The 14,325-nt window shown below is 65.7% G+C and carries 12 protein-coding genes; 5 read left to right on the top strand and 7 right to left on the bottom strand.

Going from position 1 to position 14,325, the window contains the following annotated elements:
• Positions 1–100: 100 nt before the first annotated feature.
• From ASN89_RS04915 to ASN89_RS04900, 4 genes are read right to left on the bottom strand one after another with little or no spacing between them, the layout of a single operon-like run.
• Positions 101–1,678, bottom strand: a complete 1,578-nt coding sequence (locus ASN89_RS04915; RefSeq protein WP_058048473.1) for an FGGY-family carbohydrate kinase — start codon at positions 1,676–1,678, stop codon at positions 101–103.
• Between the two features lie 4 nt (positions 1,679–1,682).
• Positions 1,683–2,120: a hypothetical protein gene (locus tag ASN89_RS04910; protein ID WP_058048472.1), complete on the bottom strand. Its 438-nt coding sequence runs from the start codon at positions 2,118–2,120 to the stop codon at positions 1,683–1,685.
• On the bottom strand, positions 2,026–3,594 hold the full coding sequence (locus ASN89_RS04905) for a glycerol-3-phosphate dehydrogenase/oxidase (RefSeq protein ID WP_058048471.1): 1,569 nt from the start codon (positions 3,592–3,594) through the stop codon (positions 2,026–2,028). The genes ASN89_RS04910 and ASN89_RS04905 overlap by 95 nt, the downstream gene beginning before the upstream one ends.
• Positions 3,591–5,201 (bottom strand): FAD-binding oxidoreductase, encoded by a 1,611-nt coding sequence (locus tag ASN89_RS04900; protein WP_058048544.1) that lies wholly within the window; start codon positions 5,199–5,201, stop codon positions 3,591–3,593. Before ASN89_RS04900 ends, ASN89_RS04905 begins: the two co-directional genes overlap by 4 nt.
• A gap of 139 nt (positions 5,202–5,340) precedes the next feature.
• Here ASN89_RS04900 and ASN89_RS04895 point away from each other — a divergent pair, with 139 nt between their 5' ends.
• From ASN89_RS04895 to ASN89_RS04885, 3 genes are all read left to right on the top strand, one after another.
• Positions 5,341–6,402, top strand: a complete 1,062-nt coding sequence (locus ASN89_RS04895) for an AraC family transcriptional regulator (RefSeq protein WP_058048470.1) — start codon at positions 5,341–5,343, stop codon at positions 6,400–6,402.
• A 92-nt stretch (positions 6,403–6,494) separates the two neighbouring features.
• Entirely contained in the window at positions 6,495–7,277 is a 783-nt protein-coding gene (locus tag ASN89_RS04890; RefSeq protein ID WP_058048469.1) for a 3-hydroxybutyrate dehydrogenase, read from the top strand.
• Positions 7,278–7,449: 172 nt separating this feature from the next.
• Positions 7,450–8,298: a DUF2071 domain-containing protein gene (locus tag ASN89_RS04885; protein ID WP_058048468.1), complete on the top strand. Its 849-nt coding sequence runs from the start codon at positions 7,450–7,452 to the stop codon at positions 8,296–8,298.
• On the opposite strand, the gene ASN89_RS04880 is transcribed toward ASN89_RS04885, so the two are convergent.
• The 3 genes from ASN89_RS04880 to ASN89_RS04870 all read right to left on the bottom strand — a co-directional run bounded on the left by ASN89_RS04880 (position 8,270) and on the right by ASN89_RS04870 (position 11,170).
• Positions 8,270–9,913, bottom strand: coding sequence for a PAS domain-containing methyl-accepting chemotaxis protein (locus ASN89_RS04880; RefSeq protein ID WP_058048467.1), 1,644 nt, complete (start codon positions 9,911–9,913; stop codon positions 8,270–8,272). The genes ASN89_RS04885 and ASN89_RS04880 overlap by 29 nt on opposite strands.
• A 239-nt stretch (positions 9,914–10,152) precedes the next feature.
• Positions 10,153–10,743, bottom strand: coding sequence for a hypothetical protein (locus tag ASN89_RS04875; RefSeq protein WP_058048466.1), 591 nt, complete (start codon positions 10,741–10,743; stop codon positions 10,153–10,155).
• Positions 10,744–10,804: 61 nt separating this feature from the next.
• Positions 10,805–11,170, bottom strand: a complete 366-nt coding sequence (locus ASN89_RS04870) for a winged helix-turn-helix transcriptional regulator (protein WP_058048465.1) — start codon at positions 11,168–11,170, stop codon at positions 10,805–10,807.
• Positions 11,171–11,283: 113 nt separating this feature from the next.
• On the opposite strand from ASN89_RS04870, the gene ASN89_RS04865 reads away from it, so the two are divergent.
• Positions 11,284–11,991, top strand: coding sequence for a glutathione S-transferase family protein (locus ASN89_RS04865; protein WP_058048464.1), 708 nt, complete (start codon positions 11,284–11,286; stop codon positions 11,989–11,991).
• Between the two features lie 118 nt (positions 11,992–12,109).
• Positions 12,110–14,194, top strand: a complete 2,085-nt coding sequence (locus ASN89_RS04860; RefSeq protein ID WP_058048463.1) for an alpha/beta hydrolase family protein — start codon at positions 12,110–12,112, stop codon at positions 14,192–14,194.
• Positions 14,195–14,325 lie beyond the last annotated feature (131 nt).

The following is a 14,325-nucleotide window of genomic DNA, read 5'->3' as shown; positions in this document are numbered from 1 at the left end:
CCGGCGGCGCACTGCAGTCACAGGGATAAGTTGCCTTAGTGAAATGCGGAACACATCATATATCGGATGCGAATGATTCGCAATACGATTTAATGACTAGCTATTCCGGATAGCCGGTGATATCGGCAATCTCGCGGTACAGCGGCTGCAGCCGCGCATACATCTTCTGGTACACGCGCCGGTACAGCTGCTCGTAGATCTTGCGGTGCTCGGGATGCGGCTGGAAGACCGTGCCCTTGCGCGTCATCGCCTGCACGGCGGCGGGGAAATCCGCATGCCAGCCCAGGCCCACGCTGGCGGCGATGGCCGCGCCCAGGCCCGAGCTTTCATACACGTGGGCGCGCGCGGCAGGCAGGCCGAAGATGTCGGCCGTCAGCTGCATGGCGGCGTCGCTTTGCGAACCGCCGCCCGCGACGCGCAGCTCCGAAATCGCAATGCCGCTGCGCCGCTCGATGCGCTCCTTGCCTTCGCGCAGCGCATACGCGAGCCCTTCGAGGATGGCACGATAGATGTGGGCGCGCGTGTGCACGTCGCCAAAGCCGATCATGGCGCCCTTCGCTTCCGGCCCCGGCACCTTGATGCCTGGACTCCAGTACGGCTGCAGCATCAGGCCCATGGAGCCGGGCGGCACGGCGTCGACCAGGCGGTCGAACAGCGCTTCGGCGGACAAGCCCGTGCCATCTTCGGCGGCCGCCGCCCGTTCGCGGTCGCCGAACTGCTCCTTGAACCAGTTGACCATCCAGTAGCCGCGGAAAATCTGCACTTCCGTGCTGTAGGCGCCCGGCATGGCGGCCGGATACGGCGGAATGAAGCGCGTCACTTCCACGTATTTGCGGTTGGTCGTATTGATGGTGGCCGTGGTGCCGTAACTCAGACAGGCTACGTGCGGTTCGACGCAGCCGGCACCCAGCACTTCGCAGGCCTTGTCGGCGGCGGCCGCCAGCAAGGGCGTGCCTTCCAGGATGCCCGTCGCCGCGGCGGCCGATGCCGTGATGGCGCCCATGCGCGTGCCCGGCGTCACCAGCTCGGGCAGCATGGACGGCTTGATCGCCAGCGCCTGCCACTTCCAGTCGAAGCGCCCGGCCCACGCATGGCGCTTGTAGTCGAACGGGATGTACGCCACTTGCGAGCCCGTCGAATCGATGTATTTTCCGCAGAGGCGGTGGTTCAAAAAGCCCGACAGCAGCAGGAAGTTGTGCGTGCGGCGCCAGATGTCGGGCTGGTGCGCGCTGATCCAGTTGATCTCGGCCTCGCGGCGAAAGTACGCGATCGTGCCATCGAGACGCGTGGCGCGGAAAGCGGCGCGCCACCATGGCGCCAACTGGGGAATGTCGCGCGTGCTGCGCTGGTCCAGCCACGTGATGGCAGGCCGCAGCGGGGCGCCGTGTTCATCCACGTTGACGACCGTGCCGCGCTGGGTCGTGACTGCCACGCCTGCGACCGACGGTTTTTCAATGACGGTGCTGCGCCACAGCTGCTGGCACGCTGCGCACACGGCTTGCCAGTAGCCGTCGGCGTCGTGCTCGGCCCAGCCGGGGTGATCGGAATAGTACGCTTCGAGGAACACTTGCGCCTTGGCCGCCAGATTGCCGTCCCGGTCGAACAGCAGCGCGCGCACGCTTTGCGTGCCATTGTCGATGGCGAGAATGTACGGCCCCGGGCCGGCTGCGCTGGCCATGGCCTCAGCCCAGGCTGGCCAGCGCGGCGCGCAGCGCCTGCAGCAGCGCTTGCGGATCCTTGTCCGGCCGGGCGCTGAACACGGGCGCCTCCCAGTCCTGTCCCCGCACTGCCACCACGCGCAAGCGTCCCTGTTCGTTCCAGGCCGGATACCAGCCCACGTCGACGATGTCGCCATTCGTGCACGTGATTTGCAGCAGGTCTTCGCCCAGGTCGTCGACGAGGACGTCCACGCTCTGGCGCAAGTCCAGCGGCGACAGGCTGTCGTAGGTGATGCGCGCGTCGCCCAGCGCCAGGGGCTGGCCAAACAGGATGGTCTCGATGATGCTCTCCTTTTTTATCGTTGCTTCATTCGCCTTGTGGCACGCTGTAATGGCGGCGCCACAGGGCCAGGTAGCGCTGCTGCTCTGCCTCCCAGCGCGCGTCGTCCCAGCCCAGTTCACGCTGGCAGATGGCGCGCAGGCGCGGCATGATAGCAAGCGCGCCGCCGGCCAGCTGCAAACCGATGCGCGTGCGCCGCAACAGCAAGTCGTCCAGGTACTGCACGTCTTCCCTGCGCGCGCCCCAGCGCAATTGCGCCCACAGGGTCTGCGTGCCGGGAATCGGCGCCAGTTCGCCATCGTGCGCCGCATCGCACAGCGCTTGCGCCCCCGCGCCATGACGGCCCAGCAGCCGTTCGCGCTGTTCGGCATCGAGCGCCAAGGCCTTGCCCGACAAGGGTGGCACAGCATCGAAAATCGGCAAGGGGCGCAAATCCGCGTGCCAGCCCGGCAGCAGCGGCGCGGCACGGCGCAATGCGTCGAGGGCGATCACGCGAAACGTCGTCAGCTTGCCGCCCGCCACCGTCAGCAAGCCGTTTTCCAGCCATAGCGCATGTTCGCGCGCTTCCTTCGACGGGTCAAGCTGGCCGCTGCCGATCACGGGACGCACGCCGGCAAACGTGGCCAGCACATCGCCCTCGCCCAGCGCCAGCTGCGGGAACTGCCACTGCAAGGCGGCCAGCAGATAAGCGAGTTCGCCGCGCGTGATGGCCGGCTCCACGTCCAGGCTGGCGCCGTGGTCGACATCGGTGGTGCCCACCAGGGTCACGCCCTCCCACGGATACGCAAACACGGGACGGCCATCGTGCGGGTGCATCAGGCTGACAGCTTGCGCCAGCGGCAAACGCCAGGCAGGCAGCAGCAAATGGCTGCCGCGCAGGGGCCGCAGTTTCGGCTGCTCTCCCACTTGTCCCCGCAAGGCGTCGGCCCAGGCGCCCGTGGCGCTGATCACCAGGCGCGCGCGCACCGTGAATGCCCTGCCATCGAGCGCATCGGTCAAGGTGGCGCCGGCGACCTTGCCACCGTCGCGCAGCAAGGACGCCACGCCCAGGTAATTGACGGCCACGCCGCCATGACGCCGTGCTTCCTGCAGCACGCGCAGCACCAGGCGCGCATCGTCCGTCTTGGCGTCCTGGTAGAGCATGCCGCCCTGCAGGCCGTCGCGCCGGATGTGCGGCGCCAGCATGGCAAAGTCAAGCGCATCGACATAGCGGCGCGCGCGCCGGCCCGCCATCATGTCGTAGATGGCCAGCCCCAGCATGAACTGGCGCCGCCCCGGTTTCCTGCCCGTGTAGTCGCCAAAGGCAAAGCCTTGCGGCTCGACCAGACCCGCCGCATCCGTCAGCAAGGCTACCCGCTCGTGCACCGATTCGCGCGTCAGCGCGAACTGGCCCTGCTTCAGGTAGCGCAAGCCGCCATGCACGAGCTTTGATGAACGGCTCGACGTGCCCCAGGCGAAATCGCGCTGCTCCACCAGCAGCGCCGTCAAACCGCGCCGCGCCGCTTCCAGCAGGATACCGGCGCCCGTGATGCCGCCGCCAACGATCAACACGTCCCATTCGCGCGCCAGGATGCCGGGCAAATCCTCCCTGTTCACAATCCGCTGCCCGCGTCAGGCAGCAGTTTGCCCGGGTTCATCATGCCCTGCGGGTCGAACTGGCGCAGCAGCGCGCGCATGGCGGCGATGCCCAGCTCGCCCTTTTCGGCCATCAGCCACGGCGCGTGGTCCGTGCCCACGCCATGCTGGTGGCTGATGGTGCCGCCGTTGGCGACGATGGCGGCGCTGGCCGCATCCTTCAGGGTACGCCAGCGCGCCATGTTTTCCTCGTACGTGGACGCCAGCCGGTAAACATAGGTGGTGTAGACGCTGGCGCCCTGCGCATACACGTGCGACAGATGCGTGTATGCGTGCACCTGCTCGCCATGCGCGGCCAGCGCATTCACGCCTGCCTGTTCCAGCGCCGCCATCATCGGCGCCACGCGGGGCCAGTCGACGGCCGTCTCCACCGTGTCTATCACATAGCCGTGCTCCCACGCGCCATTGCGCAGGTAGACATTGCGAAAACGCCCCTGCTTCCACTTGTCGCCCATGTGCCGCCCTACGTGCACGCCGCCATGCCGCCGCGCCAGCGCCAGCGCGCCGCGCAGGGCCGCGCGCGCGGCGCCGGCTTCTCCGATGACGCCCAGCATCAGCATGCACTTGCCTTCGCCGCAGCCGCGCAGCGACAAATAGCGTTCCAGCAGTCCCACCAGTTTCTTGTGCCCGGCCAGGGTCAGCATGGTTTGCGTTTCGACCGCGTTCGACAGGCGCAGCATGCACAGGGGCAGGCGCGATTGGGCCAGCGCCCGCACGGCCGATTGCGCCTGGCCCCAGTCTGCAAAGAGCACGGCGTGGAACGCCTCGTAGGGCGGCAGCGGCGAGACGCGCACCGTCGCCTGCGTCAGGATGCCCAGCCGCCCTTCGGAGCCGAGCACCATTTCGCGCAAGTCGATGCCGGCCGCCGACGCGGGAAACGTGGGGATGCGCAAGGTGCCGGCCGGCGTTTCCACTTCGCCGCCCGCGAACAGCTGCTCGATACGGCCATAGCGCAACGATTGCTGGCCCGACGAGCGCGTGGCGATCCAGCCGCCCAGGGTCGAATACTCGAACGACTGCGGATAGTGGCCCAGGGTATAGCCCTGCGCGCGCAGCTGCGCTTCCAGGTCGGGGCCATACACGCCCGCGCCGAACGTGGCCAGCTGCGCCTCGCGGTCCAGGTGGCCCAGCGCGCACAGGCGTGCGAGACTGACCGACAGCACGGGGCGCGGCCCCGCCGCCACCGTCAAATGCCCGGCCACGCTGGTGCCGCCGCCATGCGGGATGACGGCCACGCAGGCCTGGCGCGCATACGCGAGCAGCTGGCGCACCTGCAGCGCGCTGTCGGGAAAGGCCACGCCGTCGGGCACGGCGCCGATGCGGCCATGACGCAATTTGAACCAGTCGGGCAGGCTTTGGCCGAGCGCATGGCGCACGCGCGTGGCGGGCTGGGTGTCGATCAGCGGATGCGGCGCCAGGCGCGAAGCGGGCACCTGCGCGCAGGCGTCGTCGAAGGTGGCATCGACGATGCCGCTGCCCGGCCCCAGGCGCTCGCGCAGAAACGCCAGTGCGTCCCCGCTCAGCGCATACGTGATGCTCTCGTCTCCCCAGCCATTCCAGCGTTGCATCGACATCCCCTGTATTCGGCCAGTTGCGCGCCACGGCGGCTTGCTATACTGTTCCTGCCTGATTTTCTTGCTAGATCAATAGCATATTCCGCCACAGACGAAGGGTATTGGTTTTTCATGACAATCGCATTGTTCCATCATGACAAGCACTGAAGGCCGGGTCGCCGGCGCCTACCTGCTGCCGCTGCTGGAAGCGGCCGGCGCGCATGGCATCGCAGCAGCCACCCTGGCGCAAGCGGCCGGCGTGGCGCCGCACAGCCTGGAGGCCTCCGCGCCCAACCTTGCCGCGCGCGACTACGTGCGCCTGCTCGATGCGGGCGCGCTGCTGGCGGGCGATGCGCATTTCGGCCTGCATGTGGGCCAGCGGGTGCGCATGGGCACGTACAGCGCGTATGGCTTGATACTGCTCAGTTGCAGCAACGTGGGTCAGGTACTGGAACAGACTGCTCGCTATGAACGGCTGGCGCACGACCTGGGCCAGTCGGCCCTGCAGCGCGATGGCGCCGTCGCGCATTACCGCTGGACCAGCAACTACCCGGGCGCCAGCCGGCACCTGGTCGACAGCGTCTTTGCCGGCATCCGTGTCAGCGGCGACTGGCTGGCCGGCATGCCGCTGCCGCCGGCCAAACTGGCATTCACCCACGATGGCGGCGGCGAGCTGCTGCGCCACGCGGCCCACCGCGACGAATACGTGCGCGTGCTGGGCAGCCTGCCCGCCTTCAACGCCCTCGCCAACACGGCCACTTTCGACGCGCAATTGCTGGACTGGCCCGTACCGAACGCCGACGTCAGCCTGTACCCCGTGCTGTGCCAGCATGCGGAACAGTTGCTGGCGCAGCGCGAAGCTGAAACGGACACTGGCGGCGCCATCGACGCGCAAGTGCACGCGGCCATCGTGGCAGGCTTGCGCCATGGCTCGGCGCGGCTGGCCACCGTTGCCGCCGCCCTCGCCGTGACGCCGCGCACCTTGCAGCGCAAGCTGGCCGACGCGGGCACCAGCTTCCAGACCCTGCTGGACCAGGCCAGGTTCGGCCTGGCGCGCGACTATCTGCGCGAGCCGGATTTGTCGCTGGTCGACATCGCCTTCCTGCTCGGCTACCAGGAACAAAGCGCGTTCAATCACGCGTTTCGCACGTGGGCGGGCACCAATCCTGGCGCCTGGCGGCTACAGGAAATCCTTGACAGGCAGCAAGCCCCATAGACGTGCGCGGGGCATGCACACCGTGTTTTCTCGCTATACTGGCATAGTCAGGTTTTCCACGATCACTCCAACCCGCAATGCAAAGGATTAATATGCAACTCAAAGACAAAGTCGCACTGATTACCGGCGCCGCCAGTGGCATCGGCAAGGAAATGGCCATCGAATACGCAAAACAGGGCGCCAAGGTCGTCATCGCCGACCTGGTCCTGGAAGCGGCCAGCAAGACGGCCGAGGAAATCAAGCAATCGGGCGGCCAGGCATTTGCCGTCGCCATGGATGTCTCGAGCGAAGAACAGGTCGACAAGGGCGTGGTCGATGCCGTGGCCCACTTCGGCGGCATCGATATCCTGATCAGCAATGCGGGCATCCAGATCATCAGCCCCGTCGTCGATTACCCGTTCGAACAATGGAAAAAGATGCTGGCCATTCACATGGACGGCGCCTTCCTCACCACGCGCGCCTGCATGCGCGAAATGATCAAGGCCGGCCGCGGCGGCGCCATCATCTACATGGGTTCCGTGCATTCGCACGAAGGCTCGCCGTTCAAGAGCGCCTACGTGGCCGCCAAGCACGGCTTGCTGGGCCTGGCCAAGGTAGTGGCCAAGGAAGGCGCGAAAGACGGCATCCGCGCCAACGTCATCTGTCCCGGCTTCGTGCGCACGCCGCTGGTCGACAAGCAAATCCCCGAACAGGCGGCCCAGCTGAACATCAGCGAAGAAGACGTGATCAAGAAAGTGATGCTGAAAGACACCATCGACGGCGAATTCACCACCACGCAAGACGTGGCGCAAACGGCCGTCTTCCTGGCGGCATTCCCGTCGACGGCCTTGAGCGGCCAGTCCATCGTCGTCAGCCACGGCTGGCACATGCAGTAATAGTGACGCCCGCCCACATCGGCTGCGCGGCGCCCTGTGCGGCCTGCGATGCTCGCTGTGCTCTAGCACAGCTGCGCGTCTCAGCCACACATCGCTGCCGCTCGCGATGATGTGGACGGACGTTGCAGCGTTAGCGTATCAACCTTCCTGCGCCTTTCCCGAAAGTTCCCAATTGCAAGACAACACTTACCGCCACCCGCGTGCGGGCTGGCCGGGGCGACTGTTTGCCGCGCTCGCCAATTGCACGCACTTTGCCACGGTGCGCCAGGCCGTCATGTCGCGCCTGCCCTTCCTCACTTTGCACAGCGACGTGCGCGACGTCGTCTACGTGAGCTGGCTGGTCGACGCCGCTGCCGCGCAGCACTTGCTGCCGGCCGGCGTGGTTCTGTGGCAGCGCGATGGCAAGACGCCATTCACGGTGCTGACCTACCGCCACGGGCATTTCGGCCCTGCCATGCTCGGTCCGTTGCGCAAGCTGCTGCCATCTCCGCTGCAGAGCAACTGGCGCTTGTACCTCGACCATACGCCAGCGGGCGCGCCCGCCGTGCCCTGCGTGTATTTCTTGAAAAATATCATGGACAGCTTGCCCCATGCGTTGGGCACGCGGCTGTTCAGCGACATCCTGCCGACCCACCTGGCCGACAACATGACGCTGGAAGTCACGGCCACGCAGGCGCGCTGCACGATCACGCCCGGCGCCGGCAGCGCCCCGCTGCTCGACGTACAGGCGGACATCACGGCGGAGCATGGCCTCGATGCAGACTGGCAGCAACTATTCGGCAACTGGCGCGATGCCGTCGCCTTCCTCGCCTGCCAAGATGCGGCCATCGCGCACGTGCCGCGCAACGGCAAGCTGGTCTTTGGCGAAATCGACTTGCCCGTCGATGTGGGTCAAGTGCAGGCGCTGACGGCCTTGCGCGCCGACTGCGGCTTGCTGGGCCAGCTGCCGCCCCTGTCAACACCGTTCGCCTTTCTCGTGCCCGAGCTTGCCTTCAAGGCGCTGTCAGAGCGCCTGCTGTAGCGCGGCGGCGCTCGGGTGGACGTACAGGCGCGGGCGGGCCGCCGCGCCGCCGTTCCAGCTTGAACAGGGCCATCGCCTGTTCAAGCTGCAAGGTCTGGTCTTGCAGCGAAGCGGATGCCGCCGCCGATTCTTCCACGAGCGCCGCGTTCTGCTGCGTCACTTCATCCATTTGCGTGACGGCCATATTCACTTGACCGATGCCGTGGCTTTGCTCGCGCGAAGCGGAAGCGATCTCTTCCATGATGCCGTGCACGCCCTGCACGGCGCCCAGCATCTCGGCGCTGCTGGCGCCCGCCTGCTGCGCCAGCTTCGCGCCCGCCTCCACCTGCGCCAAAGACGCCGTGATCAATTGCTTGATTTCCGTGGCGGCCGCCGCGCTGCGATGGGCCAGGCTGCGCACCTCGCCCGCCACGACGGCAAAACCGCGCCCCTGGTCTCCCGCGCGCGCCGCTTCCACGGCCGCGTTCAGGGCCAGGATATTCGTCTGGAAGGCGATGCCTTCGATAATTCCCGTAATGTCGCCGATCTTCTTCGATGAAGCGTTAATGTCCGCCATCATGCTCACCATCTGGCCGACGAGTTCGCCGCCGCGCCCGGCCAGGCCGTGGACCTTGCCCGCCATGTCGCTGGCCTGCACGGCGTTGCCGCTGTTTTGCTGCACCGTGGCCGCCAGCTGTTCCATGCTCGACGCCGTCTGCTGCAGGGCCGATGCCTGCGCTTCCGTGCGGCCCGACAGATCCATATTGCCGGCGGCGATTTCCTGGCTGGCCATGCTGATGCGCAGGAAGTTGCCGCGCACGTCGCCGACGATGGAATGCAGGTTGACGCGCAGCTGGCGCAAGGAGCGCAGCAGCTGCCCCATCTCGTCGCGCCGCGTGGTGTCGAGCTCGCCCGTCAGGTCGCCGCCCGCCATCACGTCGCAGGCCTGGCGCGCCTGCTGCAACGGTTGCAGCACGGCGCGGTGCAAGCTGTGCCAGAAATACAGGGTCGCGCCCAAGGCCAGCACGGACAGGCCCGTCAGCCAGCCGCCCGCGCCGGCCGGCAGCACGCCCGCATTCCACGCCAGTTGCAGCAGCAGTACCAGGCTCAGCAAGCCCAGATTCCAGCCGATGCGCTTGCCCAGCGGCAGGTCGCGCAAGCTCGCCAGCCTGGCCAGCCAGCCCGTGCGCACGGCCGCGCCCTGGCTGATGACGATGCCATCGGCCTGCCCCGCCTTGATGCGCGCGTACAGGGCGGACGCCTGCGCCACCTGCTGGCGCGTGGGCTTGGTGCGCACGGACATGTAGCCGACGGCCACGCCATCCTCGACCACCGGCGTGACGTTCGCCAGCACCCAGTAGTAATCGCCATTCTTGCAGCGGTTTTTCACCATGCCGCTCCACGAACGGCCCGAGCGGATGGTGGCCCAGAAATCGGCAAACGCTTCGACCGGCATGTCCGGATGACGCAGGATGTTTTGCGGCGCACCGATCAATTCTTCCGCGCTGTAACCGCTGACGGCGATGAAATACGGGTTGGCATAGGTGATATTGCCTTGCAAGTCGGTAGTCGAGACGATGGTCTCGGTATCGCTCAGGTTGATCTCGGTATCGCTGACGGGAAGATTGAGTCGCATGGTCGGATCCTTGGCTGTAGCCCTTGCGGGCACGGGGAAGTGGTCAAATGCGGCACGGCAGGAAGCCGGCGGCAGTCCGCATCGATACATTAATTTTAATATTTAATTATTAATTTAAATCGGCAATTTTCACGGATGAGATTGCCTTGTGGATCTGCAAATATTGCAGACGGCGGCGTGGCCGCGGGGGATGGCAGGAATGATGCCGGAACAGCGTGGCTGTCCCGGCGGAAAGACGTCTAACGGGGCACGTAGCGCCAGTTGCCATTCTCGAGCATGAAGGTTAGTTCCGTCTTGATGGCTTCCGGGCGGCTCGGCACGCTCAATTCCGTATCGCATGCGAGGTAGCCCGTCTTGCGCTTGACGTCGCATTCGTTGACGGCCTTGACCTGCATGGTGCTCTGCGCTTCCTGCATCTGCACGTCCTTGGCCGCTTCCGGATTGCGCGCCACTTCTTCCTTGGCCCACGCGCGTATCATCGCTTGCGCCTCGGCCGGCGACGGTCCCGCGAACTTGGCGTTCTTGCGCTCGACGCCGACCCAGGTTTCGCCCTCTTTACGCAGGGGCAGTACATTAAAGGCATCGCGCATGCCTGCACTCATGCCCACCAGGCACACCACTTCGCCTTGCACTTCCTGCGAATCCTGGCAGCCGGCCAGGCTGGTGACCTTGATGACGAACGGCATGCTCGACTGCGTCTTCGCTTGTGTCTTGGCCACGCCCGCCTGCACGGCGGTGTGGATTTGCTCGAGTGTCGGCATGGTGGCGGCCTGGGCCGGCAAGGCGGCGAACAGGGCGGCGGCGGTCAGGGCGATGGAAGTCAGGCGCATGGGTATCGAGTGTAGTGAGCTAAGGCCGGCAGTCTAGCACTTTGCATAAAAACAGCTGTTTCTATAGAGAATTATCTGCGGCATCGGGCGCGAGAAAGGCCCCGCCCGCGTCCGCCTGTCCGCGCAGGCACAAGCCGATGGCCCGCAGCATCTCGACCAGTTCGCGCAGACGCAAGCCCTCATCCGTCAGCCGGTATTCCACCTTGACGGGCACTTCCGCGTAGATCGTGCGCGTCAGCAAGCCCGCTTCTTCCAGCGCGCGCAAGTCCAGGGTCAGCATGCGCTGCGAGATATTCGGCACGGCGCGGCGGATTTCGCTGAAGCGCTTCGGCCCCGCCATCAGATAGCTGAGCAGCACCACCCGCCAGCGCCCGCCCAGCAAGCGCATCGCTTCTTCCACGGCGCAGCCGGAGACATTGTCTTTCATGGTTCGCTTCCAATCTGGTATAAAAAATGTAGCTATACCACATTATTCTGCCTTCTTCCAAATAGTAACCATCGCGATTAGACTGCTCTTCCCTCACCTCATCGGAGTTTGACTTGGAAACCACCCTGATCTACAGCGTGCCGTTCGGCTGCTCGTTTGCCGCCATCGCCGCCCTCGAATGGAGCGGCTTGCCGTATCGTCTGGCCCGCGTGGAAGCGCGCGACCCGGCCAGCAAGCAGCATCCGGCCTTTCTCGCCATCAATCCCCTGAGCCAGACGCCGGCCCTGCTTACGCACACGGGCGCACCACTGCTGGAAAGCATGGCGATCCTGCTGCACCTGGCCGCCCGCGCGCCAGGCAGCAGCCTGGGCTTTGCACAAGGCACGCCAGACTACGACCGCCTCAACAGCGTGCTGTCCTTTTTGCACACGACGTTTCACGCGGCCTTCATGCCCGCCTTCCAGGCCGCGCGCGCGGCACCAGACGATGCGCGCGCGGCCGTCTGGCGCGAGATGGCCGTCGAGAAAGTGAACAAAAGCCTGGCCCACCTGGAGCACCTGCTCGAGGGCCGCGCCTGGCTCGTATCGGACACGGCACCGACCATCGCCGACGCCTACCTGGCCGCCACGGCGCGTTGGGCCGAACCGCTGCAGCTGGCCAGCCTGGCCGATTATCCGAACACGGCGCGCGTGCTGGCGGCGCTGGAACTAGACCCCGGCATCCGCTTTGCCCACGCCATCGAAGACGGCGTGCCGGCCACCAGCCGGGGCGGTTTCCTGGGGCACGTGGCGCTCGACCAACTGGCACTGCAGGCCGGCTAACCGGCGGTCAACTCCCGCAGCAGGCGCGTCTTTATTGCTATGATGTCGGGCTGCCGGCGGTACAGCCGGCCACGTCAATACCATATCGATAACGTCGCAATATAAAACGGGAGTTTGAATGAGTTTACGTCTGCTGCTCTTGGGAGCATTCAGTGCCGCCATGGCCACCACTGCCGCCGTGCCGGCATTGGCCGCGCCGCGCGGTTTCACCGTGGAAGACATGGTGGCCATGGAACGCGTGGGCAGCCCCGTGCTGTCGCCGGACGCCACGCGCGTCGTCTACACGGTGCGCACCACCAACCTGGACAAGAACCGCGGCAATACGCAGCTGTGGATGATCGACCTGCGCGCGCCGAACGCGGCACCACGCCAGCTCACGCGCGGCGACGCCAGCGCCAGCGACCCGCAATGGTCGCCGAACGGCGACGCCATCTACTTCCTGTCTGGCCGTTCCGGCTCTTCGCAAGTGTGGCAACTGCCCCTGAACGGCGGCGAAGCGGCCAAGGTCACCGACCTGGCGCTGGACGTCGACACCTATCGCTTGTCGCCGCAGGGCGACCGCCTGGCCTTCAGCATGGGCGTCTTCCTCGATTGCGCGGACCTCGCCTGCACGAAAAAGCGCCTCGATGACAAAGCCAAGAACAAGGCAAGCGGCATGGTCTACGACCAGATGTTCGTGCGCCACTGGGATACCTGGGCCGATGGCCGCCGCAATGCGCTGTACTCGGCGCCGATCGACGCCACCGGCAAGGTCAGCGCCGCGCCCGTGAGCCTGAGCGGCACCCTCGACGGCGACGCGCCTTCAAAACCGTTCGGCGACAACGGCGAATACCATTTCAGCCCGGACGGCAAGACCGTGGCCTTCTCCGTGCGCGTGGCCGGCCGCACGGAATCGTGGTCGACCAACTTCGACGTCTACACGATTCCCGCCGCCGGCGGCCAGGCGCCGCGCAACCTCACGGCCGACAATCCGGCCTGGGACGCGAAAGCCACCTACTCGCCCGATGGCCGCACCCTCGCCTATGTCGCCATGACCAAGCCGGGCTTCGAAGCGGACCGCTTTCATTTGGTGCTGATGGATGTCGCCACCGGCAAGAAGCGCACCGTGGCCGACGACTGGGACCGTTCCGTGGCCGACTTCCGCTGGACGCCGGATAGCAAGGCTTTCCTCGTCTCCGCCGATGACGTGGGCCAGCACCGTCTGTTCCACATCGACGCGGCCAGCGGCAAGGTCGCTGCGCTGACGGGCAAGGGCGCCGTGGGTGACTTCGACGTGCGCGGCAACACCATCGTGCTGGCGCAAGCCAACCTGGCCTCGGGCGCGCAGCTGTACACGCGCAAGCTTGACGCGAAGTCGGAAAACACGCCAATGGTGCAGCTGACGAAACAGAATGCGGCAGCCCTGGCCGACGTGCGCTTCGGCGAATATGAACAGTTTTCGTTCGCCGGCGCGAATGGCGAGACCGTCTACGGCCACGTCATGAAACCGTGGAATGCCAAGGCCGGTGAAAAATATCCTATCGCTTTCCTCGTGCACGGCGGCCCGCAGGGCAGCTTCGGCAACAGCTGGAGCTACCGTTGGAATCCGCAAGTGTATGCGGGCGCCGGCTACGCCACCGTCTTCATCGACTTCCACGGTTCGACCGGCTATGGCCAGAAGTTCACGGACTCCATCAGCGGCGACTGGGGCGGCAAGCCGCTGGTCGACTTGCAGAAGGGCCTGGAAGCGGCCACCAAGAAATTCCCGTGGCTGGACCGCGAGCGCAGCTGCGCGCTGGGCGCCTCGTACGGCGGCTACATGATGAACTGGATCGCCGGTAACTGGCCAGACGGCTTCAAGTGCCTGGTCAACCACGATGGCGTGTTCGACAACCGCGGCATGGCTTACGCGACGGAAGAACTGTGGTTCACGGAATGGGAAAACGGCGGCCCGTACTACGACGCACCGGCCAAGCACGAGCAGCTCAATCCCGTGAACTTCGTGAAAAACTGGAAGACACCGATGCTGGTGGTCCAGGGCGACCTCGATTTCCGCATCCCCACCGCGCAAGGCCTGGGTACTTTCACGGCGCTGCAGCGCCAGGGCATCCCGAGCAAGCTGCTGGTCTTCCCGGACGAGAACCACTGGGTACTGAAACCGGCCAATTCGCTGCTGTGGCATCACACCGTTTTGGATTGGTTGAATACCTACACGAAGAAGTAAGCGGATACATGTCGGATTACGGCCTTCGGCCTAATCCGATCTACGTAAAAAAGCCGCGCGGTGCAGAGATGCACCGCGCGGCTTTTTATCGTGCAAGTGGATGGTAGGTCGGATTAGCGGCGCGCAGCGCC

The organism is Janthinobacterium sp. Ant5-2-1 (assembly GCF_001445815.1).
In the GTDB taxonomy this organism is placed as follows: Bacteria; Pseudomonadota; Gammaproteobacteria; order Burkholderiales; family Burkholderiaceae_D; genus Janthinobacterium; species Janthinobacterium lividum_E.
The sequence above is the reverse complement of the archived record's forward strand: the minus strand, read 5'-3'. Positions and strand labels throughout refer to the sequence as shown.

Excerpts from the sequence above, each read along its gene's own strand:
- ASN89_RS04915 (WP_058048473.1), bottom strand. The coding sequence starts at position 1,678 with ATGGCCAGCGCAGCCGGCCCGGGGCCGTACATTCTCGCCATCGACAAT.
- ASN89_RS04900 (WP_058048544.1), bottom strand. The coding sequence starts at position 5,201 with ATGCAACGCTGGAATGGCTGGGGAGACGAGAGCATCACGTATGCGCTG.
- ASN89_RS04895 (WP_058048470.1), top strand. The coding sequence starts at position 5,341 with ATGACAAGCACTGAAGGCCGGGTCGCCGGCGCCTACCTGCTGCCGCTG.
- ASN89_RS04890 (WP_058048469.1), top strand. The coding sequence starts at position 6,495 with ATGCAACTCAAAGACAAAGTCGCACTGATTACCGGCGCCGCCAGTGGC.
- ASN89_RS04880 (WP_058048467.1), bottom strand. The coding sequence starts at position 9,913 with ATGCGACTCAATCTTCCCGTCAGCGATACCGAGATCAACCTGAGCGAT.
- ASN89_RS04875 (WP_058048466.1), bottom strand. The coding sequence starts at position 10,743 with ATGCGCCTGACTTCCATCGCCCTGACCGCCGCCGCCCTGTTCGCCGCC.
- ASN89_RS04870 (WP_058048465.1), bottom strand. The coding sequence starts at position 11,170 with ATGAAAGACAATGTCTCCGGCTGCGCCGTGGAAGAAGCGATGCGCTTG.
- ASN89_RS04860 (WP_058048463.1), top strand. The coding sequence starts at position 12,110 with ATGAGTTTACGTCTGCTGCTCTTGGGAGCATTCAGTGCCGCCATGGCC.